The sequence below is a fragment of the Streptomyces sp. NPDC089424 genome (genome assembly GCF_044749345.1).
Taxonomy (GTDB): Bacteria; Actinomycetota; Actinomycetes; order Streptomycetales; family Streptomycetaceae; genus Streptomyces.
Map to the genome: position 1 here is coordinate 695702 of NZ_JBIVHU010000001.1, position 18071 is coordinate 713772.

Sequence of the window (18071 nt, forward strand, 5' to 3'; positions counted from 1 at the left end):
GAAAACCCCCAGGACGAGGCGGGAGAACGTGGTGCGAATACCCACCGGAACCTTCGTCACGGCCTGCGCGCTCTCGGCGGCCCTGCTCGCCGCCGGCTGTGGCGCGGGTGGCGACGAGAAGACGAACGCGGGCGACGAGAGCGCCGAAGCGGGCGGCGAACTGCTGCTCCAGCCCGTCGCGGACCGGGGCCCGGACCCCTTCACGGCCTCCACGGCCACCATCCCGGCTACCCCGGACCTCGTCACCCGAACGCCGCAGTCGGTCCCGGTCGGCCGCTCCGGGCCCGGCGCCCCCGCCCCGGGAAGCCTCGCGGAGGTGCGGACCTACGCCGGCTGGACCCCCGGCCTCTACGCCGGCCGCGCCCAGGCGGGCAGCTGTGACGTCGACCGTCAGATCCGCCTGCTCACCGCCGACACCGGCCGTGCCGACACCTTCGCGGACGTCACCGGTGTCCCCCACGGCGCGATCGAGGACTACCTGCACTCGCTCACCTCGGCCGAACTGCGCGCCGACACCCGGGTCACCAACCACGGCTACCGCGCGGGCGGCGCCACGGCCCACCAGGCCGTCCTCCAGGCGGGCACCGCGGTCCTCGTGGACAACCGGGGCGTGCCCCGGGTGCGCTGCGCCTGCGGCAACCCCCTCGGCGCGCCGATCGCCATGGAGGGAACGCCGGGTACCACCGGCCGGGCGTGGGAGGGGTACGAGCCCACCGAGGTGATCATGGTGCTGCCCGCGCCCGAGACGATCACCAACATCACGCTCGTCGACGAGGTCGAGAACACCTGGATCGAGCGGCAGATCGGGCAGGACGTCCGCCACGACAAGGTCGTGCCCAGGCCGGAGCCGGAGCCACAGGGCGGCGAGACGGTCCTGCCCGACGACGGGGCCGTCCTGGCCGACGGCGGCGGGCTGCCGGACCCGCCGCGCCGGGAACCCGCCACGGGCGCCGCCCCGCCGGCGGCGGAGGGTGACGCCCCGCTGCTCCCGCGGGTGCCCGACGAGCCGGAGGACCTTTCGCAGGACATCGGTCCCCTGACCGTGCCGGAGATCCCCGACGTGCCCGACGGCGGCGGCCTGATCCCGGACGACCCGGACGTCAGCGACGACCTGGGCCCCGCAGGCGACGTGGCCGGACTCGGCGACGAGGGCGACGCGGGCGACCCGGGCGAGGCAGGCGACGGGGCCGACTCGGACGACCCCGGCGACACCGGAACGACCGGCGACGCCGGTACCTCCGGCGACAGGGACGGGTCGAAGGAGGCGGACACGCCGGAGGCCGGCGACAGCATCTTCGGCAGCATGACGGACGTCTTCACGGGCTGACGCCCACCGACATGGTCCAGCCGGAGCACCGGGCCCATCCGGTCGAAGAATCGGGCGAATCCTGGCAAGGTGGGCGCATGGTTGCACGGGGAGCGAGCGCCCTGTCTCTCCCGGACGACTGGCCCGCCCACCCGGACCCGATCCTGGCGCTCAACCAGATGGGCAGCTTCGACTGGGACCTGGACAGCGGTCTGTTCCACATGGACGCCCAGGCCCACGAGGTCTTCGACGTGCGCCCCGAGGAGTACGACGGCCGCCCCGAGAGCCTGCACCTGCGGGTCCCGCCGGCCGAGGGGCGCCGGCTCGACAGCCTGGTCTCGCAGGCGATCAAGGACGGCAGCGAGAACTACGGCGCGTACTTCCGTCTGCGCCGCCGCGACGGCACCCTGCGCTGGACCCACACCCAGGGCTACATCCGCCGCGACGAGACCGGCCGCCCGCGCCGGATCATCGGCATCGTCCGGGACGCCACCCGTGAGCTCAACGAGTACGCGGCGCGCCGCGACCAGACCGCCTGGAACCTCGCCGCCCGTCGCGAGCGGACCAACGTCGTGCAGCTCATCACGGCCGCGCTCGCCAACGCCCGCACCGTCCAGGACGTCATCGACGTCCTCAAGGACACCCACGGCGTCACCCATCTGGGCGCCACCAGTCTGGTCATGGGCCTGGTCGAGGCCGGGCGCATCCGGCTGGTCGCGGAGGGCCCCGAGGGCAGCTTCGTGCCCGGCACCCTCGTCACCCGCATCGACGAGCAGTACCCGATGAGCGAGGTCGTGCGCACGCTCGGCCCCCGGTTCATCGAGTCCCCCGAGGAGTTCGCGGAGAGCTACCCGATCCTGTGGCCGCACATCACGGACCTCGACATCACCTCGGCCGCGTACCTCCCGCTCATCGTCCAGGCCCGGCCCATCGGCGCGATCGGCCTGCTCTACGGCGACCGGCGCGGCTTCACGTCCGAGGAGCGCAACCTCCTGGTCGCCCTCGGCAGCAGCATCGCCCAGAGCCTGCAACGCGCGATGTTCTACGAGCAGGAGAAGGACCTCGCGAGCGGCCTCCAGCAGGCCATGCTGCCGCGCACCATCCCGAGTGTGCGGGGAGCCGACGTCGCCGTCCGCTACCGGTCGGCCTCGCTCGGCCGGGACATCGGCGGCGACTGGTACGACCTGATCCCGCTGCCGGGCGGCCGGGTCGGCGCGGTCATCGGCGACGTCCAGGGGCACGACACGCACGCCGCCGCCGTGATGGGCCAGCTGCGCATCGTCCTGCGCGCCTACGCCGCCGAGGGCCACACCCCGGCCACGGTGATGGCCCGGGCCTCCGTCTTCCTGCACGAGCTCGACACCGACCGCTTCGCGACCTGCCTGTACGCCGAGGCCGACCTCGCGACCGGTGTCGTGCAGGTGGTCCGGGCCGGCCACATCGACCCCCTGATCCGCGCCCCGGACGGCAGTTGCCGCCGCGCCGGGGTCCAGGGCGGTCTGCCGCTCGGCCTGTCCGCCGAGTTCGGGCGGCTCGCCTACCCCGTCGGCACCATCGAGCTGGACCCCGGCCACACGCTGATCCTGTGCACCGACGGACTGGTCGAACAACCCGGCGCCGATCTCGACGACGGCATGCAGGTCCTCACCGCGCTCGTCGCCTCGGGCCCGCAGGACGTCTGGAAACTCGCGGACCTGCTCATCGACGTGGCCGAGGAGCGCGGCGGCGACGACGACGTGGCGCTGCTCCTGCTGCGCCGGCGCGGCGCGGACGCCCCGCAGAGCGGCGGGCGTCTCCAGCAGCACGTCGCGCCCGGCGACCCGGAGGCCCTGGCCCAGGCCCGGCACATGATCCGTGCCGCCGTGCGCGCCTGGGGCGCGGCCGACCGCTCCGACGAGGTCGAACTGGTCGCCGACGAACTGATCACCAATGCCCTCATGCACACCGAGGGCGCGGCCGTCGTCACCCTGCGGGTCGTCTCCGACACCGACCGGCGGCTGCGCGTCGAGGTCGAGGACTGCTCCAGTGCCCTGCCCCGCCGCCGTGAGGCCGGCGAGTCCGGCGTCTCCGGCCGCGGCCTGCTCCTCGTCGACTTGCTCACCGACGTCTGGGGCGTGGAGGCGCGGGGCGGCGGCAAGTGCGTGTGGTGCGAGTTCGTGGTGCCGGAGCGGGACTGAGCGCCGGGTACGGCCCGCTTCCCGGTCGCCGCCGCAGACCTGGCGCCGTCCGTCCCGGATGGCACCCTGGACGTATGCCGGAACTGCCCGAGGTCGAAGCGCTCAAGGACTTCCTGACCGACAACCTGGTCGGACACGAGATCGTGCGCGTGCTGCCGGTCGCGATCAGCGTGCTGAAGACGTACGACCCGCCCCTGTCGGCCGTCGAGGGCCACGAGGTCCGTGCCGTGCGCCGGTACGGCAAGTTCCTGGACGTCGCGACGGACGGCGGCCCGCATCTGGTCACCCACCTGGCCCGCGCGGGCTGGCTCCACTGGAAGGACCGGCTGCCCGACGGCCCGCCGCGCCCCGGCAAGGGCCCGCTCGCGCTGCGCGTCGCCCTGGAGACCGGAGCGGGCTTCGACCTCACCGAGGCCGGCACCCAGAAACGGCTCGCGGTGTACGTCGTGGGGGATCCGCAGGAGGTGCCCGGCGTGGCCCGCCTCGGCCCCGACCCGCTCGCCGACGACTTCGACGAGGCCCGCTTCGGCGCCCTCCTCAAGGACGAGCGCCGCCGGCTCAAGGGCGCCCTGCGCGACCAGAGCCTGATCGCCGGCGTGGGCAACGCCTACAGCGACGAGATCCTGCACGCCGCGAAGATGTCCCCCTTCAAACTCGCCGCCTCCCTCACCCCCGAGGAGACCAGCAGACTCTACGAGGCCCTGCGCACCACGCTGACGGAGGCCGTGGAGCGTTCGCGGGGCGTCGCGGCCGGCCGGCTCAAGGCCGAGAAGAAGAGCGGCCTCAGGGTGCACGGCAGGGCCGGCGAGGCCTGCCCGGTGTGCGGCGACACCATCCGCGAGGTCTCCTTCAGCGACTCCTCCCTCCAGTACTGCCCGACCTGCCAGACCGGCGGCAAGCCGCTGGCCGACCGCAGACTGTCCCGACTGCTGAAGTGAGGCCGCCGAAGCAGTCCCTGGCGGGACGCCGGCCACCACACGACCGGTCCGCGCCTCGGTCACCCCGTCGGTGTGCGGCAGCACCCGCTCACCGGGCTGGAGGGCGCTCTCGTGCATCTGGCGCGACGCGCGGCCGGCACTGACGGCAGTCCCATCGGCGGATCCGCCTCCCGCTCGGTGAGCGGGACGAGCCGGCGGCCGGCGAGATTTCATCTGATTAGGGACCAAAGTCCCGAATAGGGGCAAGGGGGTCATGGGCAAGGTCCGTCGGTAGGAACAACCTCCCGCCCGACCGAAAGGCCTCGAGGAACCACGATGCCGACCGTCGTCACCACCGCCCCGACCGAAACCGCCACCACGGCCCCGAACGCGACCGCCGCCCGCCCGGCCCGCGACGCCCCCGACACCGGGGCCGACTTCCGTCGTCTCGCCGCGCTGCCCGCCGGGCCGGAGAGGGACCGGGTGCAGGAGGAGTTGCTGCGGGCGTGGCTGCCGATGGCCCACCGCATCGCCTGGCGCTTCCGCGACAAGGGGGAGGCCATCGAGGACCTGCGGCAGGTCGCCGCGCTCGGGCTGCTCAAGGCGATCCGCCGGTTCGACCCGGACCGGGGCCCCTTCGAACCGTTCGCGATACCGACGATCAGGGGCGAGCTGCGCCGGCACTTCCGGGACCGGATGTGGGACGTGCGGGTGCCGCGCCGGGTCCAGGAACTGCGCAACACGGTCCGGGCCGCCTATGCCGAGCTGGCCCACGTCCCCGGCAGCCGGCAACCCACCGTCACGCAGCTCGCCGACCGCACCGGCCTGGGCGAGGAGCAGGTCCGCGAGGGCATGGCGGCCCTGGAGAGCTACAGCGCCCTGTCCCTGGACGCGGCGAACGGCGACGCCGACACCGACGACGGCGGGCCGAGCCTGACGGACCTGCTGGGCGAACCCGAGCACGGATTCGAACTCGTCGTCGACCGGGAGAGCGTTAAGGGCGCGGTACGCAGGCTGCCGCAGCGCGAGCGCGCCCTGCTCTATCTGCGCTTCTTCGAGGACCGGACCCAGAGCCAGATCGCCGAGCGGCTCGGCATCTCCCAGATGCACGTCTCCCGGCTCCTGATCCAGACCTGCGCCCGCATCCGCGAGGAAACCCTCCAGCCCACCGAACGGGACCGGCCCTAGGGCCGGGCCTCCAGTGTCACCAGGCGCTCCCCGGCCGTCGTCCGTACCTCGTAACGGTCGATCTGGTCGGGGTGCAGGGCGGTGGCGCCCCGCATGGTGTTGGGGCGGGCGTCGTGCCGGGGCACGGTCCAGTTGGTCGCCGTCTCCTCCGAGCCGTCGCCGCCGATCACGACCAGCCGGCAGGCCCGGGGCCCGGCGGCGTCCTTGACCTCCAGCATCACCTTGCTGCCCCAGGGCACGTCCTCGGTCGTGATCTGCGCCCACACCCCGGAGCGCTCGTCGGTGGCCGAAACCCGCGCCGCCTGTTTCCCGCCCTCGGCCATGATCGCGACCGCGGGTCCGGCCAGGGCGCACACCACCGCGGCCGCCACCGCGAACAGCCGCAGCCGGCGTCCGGCGCGGTGCCGTGCCTCGACCTCGCCGAGCAGCCGGTCCAGCAGCCTCGGCCCGGGACCCGCCATGGGGTGCACCGAGCGCGGCGTGGCCCGCCGGTAGAGCATCAACTGCCGTGCGGTGACCCCGAATTCAGTGACCTGAACGGTGCACCGGGGGCACTCCATGAGGTGATCCTCGAAACGGAAGGCGTCCGTTTCGTCCAGCACGCCGAGCGCGTACGCGCCGACGTCGCGATGCCTCTCCAGGGACCTCATGCCGAATCCTCGTGCCTTTGGGTGCGGGTGGGGTTACTCCTTGCTCCCATCGGTACGGACCAGGCACCGGAATCACTCAAGGCGTATACAGAATCGCAACCAAGGGGTTCGGAGCGGCCCGCCCCACGGATTGGTCGGTTTCCCGCCGAATCCCTGAAGCACCCGAAAGCCCCGGCGGCACGCCCGGCCGGCGCCCCTCTAGAAGAGGTGGATGGCCAGATGCCCCAGGGGCAGCCCCAGCTGCCACGCCGGTGTCCACACCTTCGGCCCCTCCTCCTCGCCCACCACGGGACCGCCGCCCGGCACCGCGTTCAGGTCGGGCGCGAGCAGCTCGGTCTCCTCCAGCCAGCGCCAGGCGGCCTCCGCCAGTTCCAGGTCCGGGGCGGGTCCGCCGGACGCGGCCGCCTCGGTGGCCACCTCCGCCATCCGGTCGCGCACCCAGTCCTGCCAGGGCTGGTCGTAGGCGGTCAGGGACAGCCAGGTCTCCAGCTGGGAGACCACCCGGATGCCGGAGAGCTCGCCGTCGGTGTCGGAAAGGAAGATCGTCAGCGCCAGGGCGTCCCGCCCCGCGCGGAACTCGAAGGACGTCGGCGGCATCAGGTCGCCGGTCCGCAGCAGTTCGTCGGCGATGTACTCGGCGTACAACCAGGCCATGGGGACGGTGAGTTCACCGCCGCCGGTGCCGCCCATGCTCTGTTGACCTCTGTGCTGCATCCCTTCCTGCCTTCCTCCGGTGGTGCGCGTCGTCCGACCCGGGTCTCCAGTCCGGAACACGGATGAGGACAGCCGATTACTCAACCGGGGTCCTCAGCAAGGCGCTTTACGGAGGTTTGACTCGCTCATTGGTTTCACCGCAGGTCGGTCGCGTATCCCGGAAGCACCCGGCGCAGGGCACGCAGCGCGTAGTACGCGCGGGACTTCACGGTACCGGGCGGAATGCCCAGGGCCTCGGCGGCTTCCGCCACACTCGCCCCCTGGAAGTACACGAGCACCAGGACTTCACGGTGCTCCGGCGTGAGTGTCTTCACAGCCTCGCGGACGTCGACCGTGGCCGCCGACCGCTCGGCGTGGTCGGCGCAGACCCGGGCGTTCTCCAGGATCGCGTCGCCGACCTCGGGCGGGCGCGCCTGCCGGGCCCGCCGCGCGTCGATCGCGAGCCGCCGGCCCACGGTCAGCAGCCAGGGCCGTACGGACTCGAAGGCGTCGGCGCGCAGCGCCTCGGGATGCTGCCAGGCGCGGACGAGGGTCTCCTGCACCAGGTCCTCGGCGCGCTGCCGGTCGCCGTCGCAGAGCCTCAGCAGCAGTGCGAAGAGCGGTCGGCCGTGCTCGCGCTGGAGCGCGGCGAGCTCGTGCTCGGCGGTCGTCCCGCTGGTGATCGTGGTTCCGGCCGTCATGGCCGTATGGCACCGCAGGGTGCGGTTTCAGGACAGGGAGCGCGCACGGCGGTGCGACGGACGGTCGAACAGGTCGACGAACGGTACGACGAACGGTCCGCGTTGCCCACTCGCGCGACGCGGATGGGTTAAAGGGGCCCCTGGGGTTGTTTGCGATGCTCTCCAACTTCGTACGTATTTGTGCGTAAATACGACCGCTCTGAGGTGAGCTGATGATCGTACGCATCGCACGCAGGCGGCAGGTCGCCCTGGCCCTGACGGCTGTGCTCGCCGCGGCCGCCGCCTGCCAGGCCCGCGGCGAGGAGCCCCGCGCCCGCACGGGTCCTCCTCCGGCCGCCGCCCCCAGTCACCGCCCCTTCACCCTCGTGGCGACCGGCGACGTCCTGCCGCACACGTCCGTGATCGAGCAGGCCCGCTTCGACGCGGGCGGGGTGGGCCACGAGTTCGGGCCGATGTTCTCCGGCGTTGCCCCCGTGGTCTCCCGTGCCGACCTGGCGCTGTGTCACATGGAGACGGTCTACGGCGAGAACGGGAACTACTCCGGCTACCCCGACTTCAAGTCCCCGCCGGAGATCGCCCTGGGTCTCGCCGCCACCGGCTACGACGGCTGCTCCACCGCCTCCAACCACAGCCTCGACGACGGCGCCGAGGGCATCCGGCGCACCCTGGACGCCCTCGACCAGGCCGGGGTGCGGCACGCGGGGACGGCACGCACCGAGCGGGAGGCGCGCACCGTCACCGTCCTGCCCGCGGGGACGGCGCAGGTGGCCCACCTCGCCTACACGTTCGGCACCAACGGCCACGCGCTCCCGCCGGGGCGGCCGTGGTCCGTGAACCTGCTCGACGAGAACCGCGTCGTCGCCGACGCCCGGGCCGCCCGGAAGGCGGGCGCCGACGTGGTCGTGGTCTCCGTCCACTGGGGCACCGAGTGGCAGGAGGAACCGGACCGGCGGCAGCTCTCCCTGGCCCGCACCCTCACCGCGGCCAACTCCGCCGGCCGCCCCGACATCGACCTGGTCCTCGGCACCCACGCCCATGTCCCGCAGGCGTACGAGAAGGTCAACGGCACCTGGGTGATCTACGGCATGGGTGACCAGATCGCCGGCAAGATGACCAACCACAAGGGCGACCTGGACCCGCGCGGCAACCAGTCCACGATCGGCCGCTTCACGTTCGTCCCGCCGGACCGGCCCGGCGCCCGCTGGGAGGTGCGCAAGGCCGAGTTCATCCCGCAGCTGTACGACATGGACGCCGGCCGGGTGGTCAACCTCAACGCGGCCCTCGCCCAGGGTGCCGATCTGGTCGGGGTGCGCGACCGCATCCGGGCGGTCGTCCTCAGCCGGGGCGCGGCCCAGCAGGGGCTGGTGATGGGGGAGTAGAGGGCGCTCGGTCCACGTCGACGGGGTCGAAGAGCTTCACCATCTCGCCGAGCACCCGTACGCACGCCCGCACGTCGGCGTCCGTCAGGTCGCCCCCGACCTCGCGCAGCACGGTGTGCTCGCGGGCGACGACGGCGGTGATCGCCTCCCGGCCCCGGTCCGTGAGCCGGATCAGGGGCGAGCGGCGGTGTGCGGGGTTCGGGACGCTCTCCACGAGGCCGCGCGCGGTGGCGTCGTTGACCATCCGCTGCACGAACTGACGGCTGATGGCCTGCGCGCGGCCCATCCGGGGGACGGTCATCGGCCCGTGCTTGCGCAGCAGGTCCAGGACGGCGCGCACGCCGACGGAGAGTCCCTCGACGGCCTCGCCCTGCTCGACCGAGCGCTGGACGCGCCGGTAGAGCGGGCCCACCAGATCGAAGACCTCGACGAGGCGGTGGGCGAGTTCGTCGGGAGGGAGCGGTGCGGCGGTGTCGTTCACCCGCCCATCATGACACCTGGGTTGCCAAACGCGGCCAGGAGATGACACCTTGGTTGTCATGAATGCTGCTTCGGGTCTTCATTCCTTCCCGTCCGCGGACGGCGAACTCGCCTATCTCGACACCGGATCCGGCGACCCGGTGGTCCTGCTCCACTCCGGATACGTCGACCACCGCGTCTGGGCCGGCCAGATCCCCGCCCTCACCCCCGGCCACCGCGTGATCGCCCCCGACGTCCGCGGTCACGGCTCCTCCGCCAACGCCACCCGCCCGTTCCGCTGGGCCGACGACCTCGCCGCGCTGCTGCGCCACCTCGACACCGGGCCGGCGGTCCTCGTCGGTCTGTCGATGGGCGGGGTGATCGCGACCGACACCCTGGCGGAGCACCCGGAGCTGGTGCGCGCGGTGGTCACCAGCGGCGCCGTCACCGGCGACGTGCGCTACACGGATCCCTGGCACGTGGAGATACAGGCCGAGCACGCCCGCGCCCTGGGCGCCGGGGACATCGACGCGTGGCTGGGCGCCTTCCTCCGGGTCGTCGCCGGACCGCACCGCACCCTCGCCGACATCGATCCGGAGATTCTCGGAGGGCTGCGCGAGATGGCCCTCGCCACGCTCTCCAAGCACACGCCCGACGAGAAGGACTGGCACGTACCGGTCACCGGCACCTGGGACCGGGTGGTGCAGAGCGGCGTCCCGGTACTCGCCGTCAACGGCGCGTTCGAACCCGCCGAACTGCTCGCCGCCGCCGAGCGGCTGGCCGGCGCGGTCGCGGACGGCCGCTCACTGACGGTCGACGGCACCGGCCACTACCCCAACCTGGAGAAGCCGGAGGCCTTCAACGCGGCCCTGCTGGACTTCCTCCGCGGTCTCTAACGGCCGGCGAGCTTCGAGTTCCGGTACGAGTAGGCGAAGTAGATCACCAGGCCCAGCGCGAACCACAAGGCGAAACGCACCCAGGTCTGCCAGCGCAGGAACGTGATCAGCCAGAGCGAGAACAGCACGCCCACGGCCGGCACGAAGGGCATCCACGGCGTACGGAAGGTGCGCGGCAGGTCGGGCTGCCGGTAGCGCAGCACGATCACCGCGATGCACACCACCACGAAGGCCAGCAGGATCCCGATGTTGGTCAGTTCGGCCGCCTCGCCGATCGGCAGGAACCCGGCGATGGCGGCCGACGCGATCCCCGCGATCCAGGTCACCCGCGTCGGCACATGGCGGGTCGCGCTGGTCTTCGCGAACCAGCGGGGCAGCAGCCCGTCCCGGGACATCGAGAACCAGACCCGGGTGACGCCGAGCATGAAGGTGAACATCACGGTGAGGATGCCGATGATCGCGCCCACCGCGATCACGTTCGCCAGCGAATCCAGACCCACCGACTCGAACGCCGAGGAGAAGCCGCTCTCCGGGTCGATCTCCGTGTAGTTCTGCATGCCCGTGAGCACCAGGCACGCGGCCACGTACAGCACCATCGAGATCGCCAGCGAGTAGATGATCGCCTTCGGCATGTGCCGCTGCGCGTCCTTCGACTCCTCGGCCGCCGTGGACATCGCGTCGTACCCGAAGACCGCGAAGAACACGGTGGCAGCCCCGGTGAACGCGCCGCTGACGCCGTACGGGAAGAACGGGTTGTAGTTCGCGGTGTCGATGTGGAAGACACCGACGCCGATCACCAGCAGAACCACCAGCACCTTCAGCACCACGACGACCATCTCGAACCGGGCCGCGTTGCGGATGCCGAGCGTCAGCAGGTAGGCGATGAACAGGCAGAGCACCGCCGCGAAGAGGTCGACCCGGTGACCCTCACCGGTGCCGGGCGCACCCAGCATCCAGCTCGGCAGATCGGCGCCCAACTGGTTGATCAGAAAGCTGAAGTAGCCCGAGATGCCGATCGCGACCACCGCCACGATCGCCGTGTACTCCAGCAGCAGATCCCAGCCGATGAACCAGCCCACCAGCTCGCCGAGGACCGCGTAGCCGTACGTGTAGGCGGAACCGGCCTTCGGGATCAGGCCCGCGAACTCCGCGTAGGACAGTGCGGCGGCCGCGCTCGCCACACCCGCGATGAGGAAGGACACCAGCACCGCGGGACCGGCCGTGCCGTTGGCCACCGCGCCGGCGAGCGTGAAGATGCCGGCGCCGATGATGCCGCCGACGCCGATCGCGGTGAGCTGCCACAGCCCGAGCGACCGGTCGAGGCTCGTGCCCTCGGCGACTTCCGTCTCTTCGATGTGCTCGATGGGTTTGCGGCGGAGAATTCCCTCGCCCATTCGGAGCCGGGCCATGCGCCTCACCTCTTCGCGATCGCCAAACGGCTGACGGCGGATCATGATGGCTCAGTCGCGTACCCGAGGGAAGGCGCCACGCACCGCTACGGCACGACTGTCACCGGCCAGCGTCCGGCCTTCACCAGCCGGATCGCCACCGAGCCGATGATCCGGTGCCCGGCCTGCTCCGAGGCGCCCACCACCACGGCGTCCGCCTTCAGGTCGTCGGCCGCCTTCACCAGTCCGTTGTAGGGGTCACCGCGGAAGGTGTGGAACTCCCAGCGCAGATCGAATATCCCCTTGACCCGGTCCGTGGCGTCCCGGATCTGCGCCACCAGGTCCTCGGCGATCTCGTCGGTGGTCACGGCGACCGGGGCCCCGAGCGCCGCGCCCGCCGCCAGCACCGGCTGCACGTACACGAGCGCCAGCAGCGCCTTCTGCCGCCGGGCCAGTCCACCGGCGTAGGCGGCGGCCCGCAGCGAGGAGTCGGAGCCGTCCACCCCGACCACGATGACCTTGGGCCCGTCCGTGCCGCGCTCGAACTGGTGCGCATGCTGTTCCGTCACGGCCCGAGGCTATCGGAAGCCCCGCCTCCGCAGGCCGGGAGCCCGCGCATCCGTGAGGCGCTGCCGTACCCGCGACTCCGCAGCCGCCGGCGCCGGACGCGACAGGGTCCCCGACTCGTCCGCCCGGGTGCTTTCCTGCCGCCGCGCCGGTGTCGCTGAGGTGGGTCGGGGGTGCGCCGGGCGACTGATGAGTCATGAAGAAGGATCAGTTGCTCACCCGCCGACGGGCGTTGGCCGCCGGCCTCGGGGCCCTGGGCGCCGCAGGGGCCGCCGGTCTGCTGCGGGCGGGATCGGGTGGCGAGGCCGGCCCGTCGGCCGCCCCCGCCCCGGGACCCCCGGCACGGCGCCCGCTCAAGCCGTCCACCTACCGCCTCCAGCCCCTGGCCGGCCAGGGCCCGCCGGCCGCCGCCGACCGCCTCCGCGTCCGCCGCGAACCCCTGCTGCGCATGAGCGGGATCGGCCGCACCATGGTGCTGACCTTCGACGACGGCCCCGACCCGCACTACACCCCGGACATCCTGCGCACCCTGCGCGAGTACGACGTGCGCGCGACGTTCTTCGTGTGCGGCGAGATGGCGGCCGAGAACCGCGACCTGCTCGCCCGGATGGCCGACGACGGCCACGTGGTCGGCAACCACACCTGGTCCCACCCCTTGCTGACCACGCTCAGCCGGGCCCGCATCCGCTCCGAGATGGAACGCACCAGCGAGATCATCGAGAAGGCGTACGGCGAACGGCCACGGTGGTTCCGCGCCCCCTACGGCGCCTGGAACCGCGCCGCCTTCCAACTCGGCGCCGAACTCGGCATGGAGCCCCTCGCCTGGACCGTGGACACCCTCGACTGGACAGAGCCCGGCACCCGCACCATCGTCGACCGGGTGGAGGGCGGCGCGGGCCCCGGCGTCGTCGTCCTCGCGCACGACGCCGGGGGCGACCGCTCGCAGAGCGTGCGGGCGCTGCGCGACTATCTGCCGCACCTGCTGGACGCCGGGTACCACCTCACCGTGCCGCGCCGGTACCAGGTGTGAGCGGCCCCCGCCCGCCCGGTCGGGGCACGCTCAGCGCACCTCGACCAGGCGGGCGAAGGCGACGACGTTCCCGTCGTAGCCGTTCTGCTTCGAGAAACCGCCGCCGCAGGTGATGACCCGCAGTTCCGGGACGCCCTTGGAGCCGTAGACGCGGTCGCCGGGGAAGTTGTTCTTCGCGAACACCTCGACGCCGTACACCTCGAACACGGCCCTCTTCTTGTCCTGCCGCACGACCTCGACCCGGTTGCCGCGCTTCAGCGCGCCGAGGCCGTAGAACACGGCCGGCCCCGACTGGTTGTCGACATGGCCGACCACCACCGCGGTGCCCTTCTCGCCGGGCGAGACGGCGCCGGTGAACCAGCCCGCCAGATTGGGATCCTCGGGAGGCGGCGCGTCCACCCAGCCCTGCGAATCCAGGCCGACCGGCATCACGGGCGCGTCGACCTGGATCGCCGGAATCCGGATCCAGTCGGGCAGGGAGTACGGCAGCGCCTGCGCGGAGTTCGCCACGGGTGCCGGGGTGGCGCGGGTGTCCGCGGCGGCCGCCGACGCGGGCTGCGGCGGACCCACGTCGAACTCTCCCGAGCCGTTCCGGATGAGCGCGAGGCCGGTCAGCAGAACAAGCGCTATCACGCCCCAAGGCGCACGCTTCCTCTGCCGCTCCTCCTCTTCCGCCAGCTCGGAAAGGAACATGGTGTCATCCCCTCTCGACATGGCCGTCACCACGTCAATTCAGCGCATGGGAGCACGCTAGGACCCCGACGGGAAACCGGCGACGGGAGAAGGGCGAACGGGTGTACCGGTCACGCCCGGTGCGCCATCCGAGTTGCCGCGCACAGGATTTTTCCCATGGTCCGTGACCTGCGGCAATATCTGATTGTGCGCTTATCTCGCGGCGTGTTGTTTCACCAGGACGGCCCATTCCCGAAATGCGAATCTGCGCAAGGCATCTGAGGGTTTTGCTGGGAGACGCTGTCTCGCCGATTTACCGGGAACGGGTCCCGGGGCGTCTTCCGCGGAGGATGACATGCGTAACTCTCGTGCCCTGGCGGTCTCCGCCGTGGCCGCCGCACTGCTCGGGGTCCCGGCCCCGGCGGCCGTCGCGGGGGACTTCCCGGCCAACATCGTGTCCCTGCCCAGCGTCATCGCCCGCGGGGGCCAGCTGACGGTCACCGTGGACAGCTGCCCGCGCGGCGGCGCCATGTACTCCGATGCCTTCGGAACGACCACCCTGTCGCCGGTGGGCGGCTCCGGCCGCGCGTCGAGGGGCTCCGCGACGATCTACCGCGACGCCCGGCCCGGCACCTACGACATCGCCGTCCAGTGCTCGGGACGCCGGCTGAACCGTCCGAACGCCTTCACGGTCATCGGCGGTGTCCGTGGCGGTCTCGGCGGCAGCAGCACCACCGGGGCGACGCCGACCGACGTGGCCATCGGCGGCGGGCTGGTCGCCTCGGCCGTCATCGGCGGCGGTGTCTTCTGGATGCGCCGCCGCTCCGAGACCCACGCCTGACGCGCCGCCCCGCGTCGGGACACCTGATCGCACGTACGACGTCGGCCCCGGACCACGGTCGGTCCCGGGGCCGACGTCATGTCCGTACGGGGTGCCGTGGTCGCCGGCGGCCGGTGCGCCCGGTCGCGGACGCCGGCGCGCGCCGCCCCGTGTATCGCCGCCATGAGCGTCCTCCGGTCCCGAGGAGCAGCCGCGGACCGATCCGCTCGCATGAGGAATGCGCCTCGATGACTGAAACGCTAGGAACAGGCGCGCGTGTCCGCGATCGCAGTGGTGCGAACGGGGCACGGACGTGGGCCGCGCGGGGGACGCGGATGCGGCGGCCGGGGGACGGCGGCGGCGTGCCGGACGCCCCCCGGCGGCCCGCGGTGTCCGGGCGCGGGCCCGTCCCCGTCAGCCGCCCCTGGCGTCCGGGAACAGGTCCAGGAAGGGCTGGTACGAGGCCGCGACACCCCGGCTGTAGGGCGAGTCGAAGTCCCAGATCAGGAAGAGCAGGAAGGCGATCAGCGCCGAGAACAGCACGGCGAGGACCAACTCGCGCGGGGTGCGCCGGATCTGCAGGGCGAAGATCATCCCGATGGTGATCACGGCCCCCCCGACGAGCCCGAACCACACGACGCCAGGCATGGTCGGCTCGGTCGAGTCCGCACGTGCGTGGCGGGCCCGGTCCGCCTCCGCCACCTGGTCGACCAGGGGCTGGTAGGCCTGCGCCTCGAAGTCGTTCTCCGGCTCGTAGTCCGTGACGGTGGCGCGCACCTGGTCGAGCAGTTCGGTGCCGCGCGCGGTGACCTTGCCCTCATCGGTCATCGCCTTCCACTCGGTGGTGACGACGTGTCCGACATAGGCGTTGACATCCTCCCGAATACGGTCACGGGCGTCCGCCGGGTACACCCGCACCCGCTCCGTGATCTCGTGCAGCGCCTGCGCCTCCGCGCGGACGTGGTCCTGGGCGACGCTGCGTGCCTCCCACACGCCCGCGATGGCCAGACCGAGCACGATGGCGTAGACCACGCCGATCCACATCGTCATGTACTCGATGACGTCCGGCGTCTCGGAGGGATCCTCGTCCTCGGACGCCGCACGGTTGCGAAGCAGGACGATGAGGACCACCAGGGCGCAGGCGGCCAGGATCGCGAGGGTGAGAACAAGCCATTCCGGCAACGAAAGCCTCCAGGGATCAGCGCGGACGCAGGGCGGCGACGGCGAGCAGCGCCGGCACGGTGATGAGCAGGACGTAGGTGACCGGGGACTGGCCGCCCCGGGTCTGCCGGTTGCGCGGCGGGGTGCGGTAGCGCGGATAGCTCACCGGCGTCACGGTCGGACGCGGGGTGGGCTTGGCCGAGGGGGTCGGCGACGGCTCGGGGGCGGGCGGCGGCGGGGGTGGTGGTGGCGTCGGCCTGGGAGCCGGAGCCGGCGGGGGTGCGGGAGCCGGCGGCGGCGCGGGCCGCGGTGGCGGCTCGGGGCGCGGGGTGGGCTTCGGCTTCGGCGGTGGAGTGGGCTTGGGCGGCGGTGGTGGCGGGGGCGGTGGAGGAGGGGTCGGCTCGGGGGGCGGTGTGGGCGTCGGTGTCGGCGTCGGGGTGGGGGTGGGCGTGGGGCTGGGACAGGTCGGGGGGACGGGCCATGTCCGGCTCCCCGCGACCGCCACCGCCTCCGTGCCCCCCGGTCCGGTCGACGCGTACGCGCACGCGTCGGCCGCGGTCACGCCGACGGGGGCGCCGAGGAGCGCCACGGTCAGAGTGACCAGCACCAACATCCGTGCGCGGACGGGCGATTGGGTCGGTTCGGAACCATGCACGACCGAGATCATGAGGCTTCTCGTGGCCTCACACGCCGGACGGCCGGGGGATTGCCCCGAACGGGGGAAGCGGGCGCCTCGGGGTTTGATCGGCGCAGGGCCGTGTGCCCGCAGTGCCGGACGCGCATACGAGCGGCGGCCGGCTCCGCAAAGAAATCTGCGATCCGGTTGAACACAACCGGCATCCCCGTGCGTACCCATTGCCGTGCGGCGGCACAGCAGGGCGCTGCAATATCCAGGTGATTATGGGGAGTTGACGATGAAGACCTCCTGGCGGAGCGCCTCACTCGTGGTGGGCGCCGCGGCCGTACTGGCGCTGACGACGGCGTGCGGTCAGGAAAGTGGCCCCCAGTCGGCCAGCCAGAACGTGGGCGTCACGGCCCCCGCCGGCGGATACGGGGGCACGGGACTCGACACCGGCGCCGGTACGGGCGTCGGCGCCGCCGCGGGCGAGCAGAACGCGGGCGCCCAGGCAGCCCCCGCGGGCAAGCTGTCGGTCGCCGCCAACGCGGAGTTCGGGCAAGTGCTCTCCGACAGTGCCGGACGTACCCTCTACCGCTTCGACCAGGACACCGCGGAACCGCCGAAGACCAACTGCGAGGGCGACTGCGCGACCGCCTGGCCGCCCGTCCCCGCAGGTGACGCCACCGCCGGCGAGGGTGTGGACGAGGCGCTGCTCGGCGAGGTCACCCGCCCCGACGGCACCAAGCAGCTGACCGTCGGCGGCTGGCCCGCGTACCGCTATGCGAAGGACGTCAACCCGGGCGACATCAAGGGCCAGGGTGTGGGCGGCACCTGGTACGCGCTGGCCCCCGACGGCAAGAAGGCCACGTCGGCCGACCTGCCCGGACTGTCCACCCGCAAGGACCCGAAGCTCGGCGAGATCGTCGTCGACAAGAACGGCCACACGGTCTACCGCTTCATGAAGGATTCCCAGTGGCCGATGAAGACCGCGTGCACCGGGGAGTGCCTGGAGAAGTGGCCGGTCGTCGCGCCCGTCGACGCGAAGGACACCAAGGGCATCGACCTCCAGGGCTCCACCGCCAACCGGGGCTATGTCGTCTTCGACCGGCCCGACGGCGTCAAGCAGCAGACCATCGACTGCGTGCCGATCTACACCTTCGCCGGGGACAAGAAGCCCGGTGACACCAACGGCCAGGGCGTGGGCGGCACTTGGTTCGCCGTGAAGCCCGACGGCAAGCCGGTCGGCGCACCCGCCCAGTAACGGAGGACCTCCCCCCGGTCCGGCCCGGCGTTCGACCGAGCGGTCCGCATCCCGCACACCACGCGGGACGCGGACCGTTTTGCCGTCATTCACCGGGAGTCTTCGGGATTCGTGAGCCTTCGCCGGGAGGGGTCGATTCGGCACGTGCCGCAGGCAGTGACCGGGAACGGATGGTCAATTTCCGTTT

The 18071-nt window shown here is 72.2% G+C and carries 18 protein-coding genes; 9 read left to right on the plus strand and 9 right to left on the minus strand.

The window, feature by feature from the left end; all coding sequences use genetic code 11:
• Positions 1–31: 31 nt before the first annotated feature.
• The 4 genes from ACIP2X_RS02950 (at position 32) to ACIP2X_RS02965 (ending at position 5588) form a co-directional block, all read left to right on the plus strand.
• The gene (locus ACIP2X_RS02950) at positions 32–1327 is read left to right on the plus strand and encodes a DUF6777 domain-containing protein (protein WP_401666660.1); all 1296 of its coding nucleotides are present in this window, start codon (positions 32–34) and stop codon (positions 1325–1327) included.
• Positions 1328–1404: 77 nt separating this feature from the next.
• Entirely contained in the window at positions 1405–3483 is a 2079-nt protein-coding gene (locus tag ACIP2X_RS02955; RefSeq protein WP_401666663.1) for a SpoIIE family protein phosphatase, read from the plus strand.
• Between the two features lie 74 nt (positions 3484–3557).
• Positions 3558–4421 (plus strand): Fpg/Nei family DNA glycosylase, encoded by an 864-nt coding sequence (locus tag ACIP2X_RS02960; RefSeq protein WP_401666666.1) that lies wholly within the window; start codon positions 3558–3560, stop codon positions 4419–4421.
• 315 nt (positions 4422–4736) lie between these two features.
• Positions 4737–5588, plus strand: coding sequence for a SigB/SigF/SigG family RNA polymerase sigma factor (locus ACIP2X_RS02965; RefSeq protein ID WP_401666668.1), 852 nt, complete (start codon positions 4737–4739; stop codon positions 5586–5588).
• On the opposite strand, the gene ACIP2X_RS02970 is transcribed toward ACIP2X_RS02965, so the two are convergent.
• From ACIP2X_RS02970 to ACIP2X_RS02980, 3 genes are all read right to left on the minus strand, one after another.
• Positions 5585–6238, minus strand: a complete 654-nt coding sequence (locus ACIP2X_RS02970; RefSeq protein ID WP_401666670.1) for a zf-HC2 domain-containing protein — start codon at positions 6236–6238, stop codon at positions 5585–5587. The two genes, ACIP2X_RS02965 and ACIP2X_RS02970, sit on opposite strands and share 4 nt — an antisense overlap.
• A gap of 198 nt (positions 6239–6436) precedes the next feature.
• The gene (locus ACIP2X_RS02975; RefSeq protein WP_401666672.1) at positions 6437–6952 is read right to left on the minus strand and encodes a hypothetical protein; all 516 of its coding nucleotides are present in this window, start codon (positions 6950–6952) and stop codon (positions 6437–6439) included.
• A gap of 134 nt (positions 6953–7086) precedes the next feature.
• Complete coding sequence (locus ACIP2X_RS02980; protein WP_365447164.1) at positions 7087–7632, minus strand: sigma-70 family RNA polymerase sigma factor; 546 nt, start codon at positions 7630–7632, stop codon at positions 7087–7089.
• A 212-nt stretch (positions 7633–7844) separates the two neighbouring features.
• On the opposite strand from ACIP2X_RS02980, the gene ACIP2X_RS02985 reads away from it, so the two are divergent.
• Positions 7845–9011, plus strand: coding sequence for a CapA family protein (locus tag ACIP2X_RS02985; RefSeq protein WP_401666675.1), 1167 nt, complete (start codon positions 7845–7847; stop codon positions 9009–9011).
• Here the strand turns inward: ACIP2X_RS02985 and ACIP2X_RS02990 are convergent.
• Positions 8968–9492 (minus strand): MarR family winged helix-turn-helix transcriptional regulator, encoded by a 525-nt coding sequence (locus tag ACIP2X_RS02990; protein ID WP_401666678.1) that lies wholly within the window; start codon positions 9490–9492, stop codon positions 8968–8970. The two genes, ACIP2X_RS02985 and ACIP2X_RS02990, sit on opposite strands and share 44 nt — an antisense overlap.
• Positions 9493–9550: 58 nt before the next feature.
• Here ACIP2X_RS02990 and ACIP2X_RS02995 point away from each other — a divergent pair, with 58 nt between their 5' ends.
• Positions 9551–10366 (plus strand): alpha/beta fold hydrolase, encoded by an 816-nt coding sequence (locus ACIP2X_RS02995; RefSeq protein WP_401666681.1) that lies wholly within the window; start codon positions 9551–9553, stop codon positions 10364–10366.
• On the opposite strand, the gene ACIP2X_RS03000 is transcribed toward ACIP2X_RS02995, so the two are convergent.
• Positions 10363–11775, minus strand: coding sequence for an amino acid permease (locus ACIP2X_RS03000; protein ID WP_401666683.1), 1413 nt, complete (start codon positions 11773–11775; stop codon positions 10363–10365). The two genes, ACIP2X_RS02995 and ACIP2X_RS03000, sit on opposite strands and share 4 nt — an antisense overlap.
• A gap of 86 nt (positions 11776–11861) precedes the next feature.
• The gene (locus ACIP2X_RS03005; protein WP_401666685.1) at positions 11862–12323 is read right to left on the minus strand and encodes a universal stress protein; all 462 of its coding nucleotides are present in this window, start codon (positions 12321–12323) and stop codon (positions 11862–11864) included.
• Positions 12324–12517: 194 nt separating this feature from the next.
• On the opposite strand from ACIP2X_RS03005, the gene ACIP2X_RS03010 reads away from it, so the two are divergent.
• Positions 12518–13351, plus strand: a complete 834-nt coding sequence (locus tag ACIP2X_RS03010; protein WP_401666687.1) for a polysaccharide deacetylase family protein — start codon at positions 12518–12520, stop codon at positions 13349–13351.
• 30 nt (positions 13352–13381) lie between these two features.
• Here the strand turns inward: ACIP2X_RS03010 and ACIP2X_RS03015 are convergent, their stop codons facing one another.
• Positions 13382–14044 carry a class F sortase gene (locus tag ACIP2X_RS03015; protein WP_401666690.1) on the minus strand — a complete coding sequence of 221 codons (663 nt, stop codon included), beginning with the start codon at positions 14042–14044 and terminating at the stop codon, positions 13382–13384.
• A 334-nt stretch (positions 14045–14378) separates the two neighbouring features.
• Here ACIP2X_RS03015 and ACIP2X_RS03020 point away from each other — a divergent pair, with 334 nt between their 5' ends.
• Complete coding sequence (locus ACIP2X_RS03020; RefSeq protein WP_401666692.1) at positions 14379–14864, plus strand: hypothetical protein; 486 nt, start codon at positions 14379–14381, stop codon at positions 14862–14864.
• A gap of 393 nt (positions 14865–15257) precedes the next feature.
• Here ACIP2X_RS03020 and ACIP2X_RS03025 read toward each other — a convergent pair whose 3' ends face one another.
• Together ACIP2X_RS03025 and ACIP2X_RS03030 are read right to left on the minus strand one after the other, a co-directional pair.
• Positions 15258–16025, minus strand: coding sequence for a hypothetical protein (locus ACIP2X_RS03025; protein ID WP_401666694.1), 768 nt, complete (start codon positions 16023–16025; stop codon positions 15258–15260).
• 16 nt (positions 16026–16041) lie between these two features.
• Entirely contained in the window at positions 16042–16170 is a 129-nt protein-coding gene (locus ACIP2X_RS03030; protein ID WP_393108168.1) for a hypothetical protein, read from the minus strand.
• Between the two features lie 748 nt (positions 16171–16918).
• On the opposite strand from ACIP2X_RS03030, the gene ACIP2X_RS03035 reads away from it, so the two are divergent.
• Positions 16919–17884 (plus strand): SCO0930 family lipoprotein, encoded by a 966-nt coding sequence (locus ACIP2X_RS03035; RefSeq protein WP_401666697.1) that lies wholly within the window; start codon positions 16919–16921, stop codon positions 17882–17884.
• Positions 17885–18071 lie beyond the last annotated feature (187 nt).

Bases quoted from the DNA above. Each gene is read 5' to 3' on its own strand.
- ACIP2X_RS02960 (WP_401666666.1), top strand. From the start codon at position 3,558: ATGCCGGAACTGCCCGAGGTCGAAGCGCTCAAGGACTTCCTGACCGAC.
- ACIP2X_RS02995 (WP_401666681.1), top strand. From the start codon at position 9,551: ATGAATGCTGCTTCGGGTCTTCATTCCTTCCCGTCCGCGGACGGCGAA.
- ACIP2X_RS02985 (WP_401666675.1), top strand. From the start codon at position 7,845: ATGATCGTACGCATCGCACGCAGGCGGCAGGTCGCCCTGGCCCTGACG.
- ACIP2X_RS03000 (WP_401666683.1), bottom strand. From the start codon at position 11,775: ATGGCCCGGCTCCGAATGGGCGAGGGAATTCTCCGCCGCAAACCCATC.
- ACIP2X_RS02955 (WP_401666663.1), top strand. From the start codon at position 1,405: ATGGTTGCACGGGGAGCGAGCGCCCTGTCTCTCCCGGACGACTGGCCC.
- ACIP2X_RS03015 (WP_401666690.1), bottom strand. From the start codon at position 14,044: ATGTTCCTTTCCGAGCTGGCGGAAGAGGAGGAGCGGCAGAGGAAGCGT.
- ACIP2X_RS03035 (WP_401666697.1), top strand. From the start codon at position 16,919: ATGAAGACCTCCTGGCGGAGCGCCTCACTCGTGGTGGGCGCCGCGGCC.
- ACIP2X_RS02970 (WP_401666670.1), bottom strand. From the start codon at position 6,238: ATGAGGTCCCTGGAGAGGCATCGCGACGTCGGCGCGTACGCGCTCGGC.
- ACIP2X_RS02980 (WP_365447164.1), bottom strand. From the start codon at position 7,632: ATGACGGCCGGAACCACGATCACCAGCGGGACGACCGCCGAGCACGAG.
- ACIP2X_RS03020 (WP_401666692.1), top strand. From the start codon at position 14,379: ATGCGTAACTCTCGTGCCCTGGCGGTCTCCGCCGTGGCCGCCGCACTG.
- ACIP2X_RS03010 (WP_401666687.1), top strand. From the start codon at position 12,518: ATGAAGAAGGATCAGTTGCTCACCCGCCGACGGGCGTTGGCCGCCGGC.
- ACIP2X_RS02965 (WP_401666668.1), top strand. From the start codon at position 4,737: ATGCCGACCGTCGTCACCACCGCCCCGACCGAAACCGCCACCACGGCC.
- ACIP2X_RS02975 (WP_401666672.1), bottom strand. From the start codon at position 6,952: ATGCAGCACAGAGGTCAACAGAGCATGGGCGGCACCGGCGGCGGTGAA.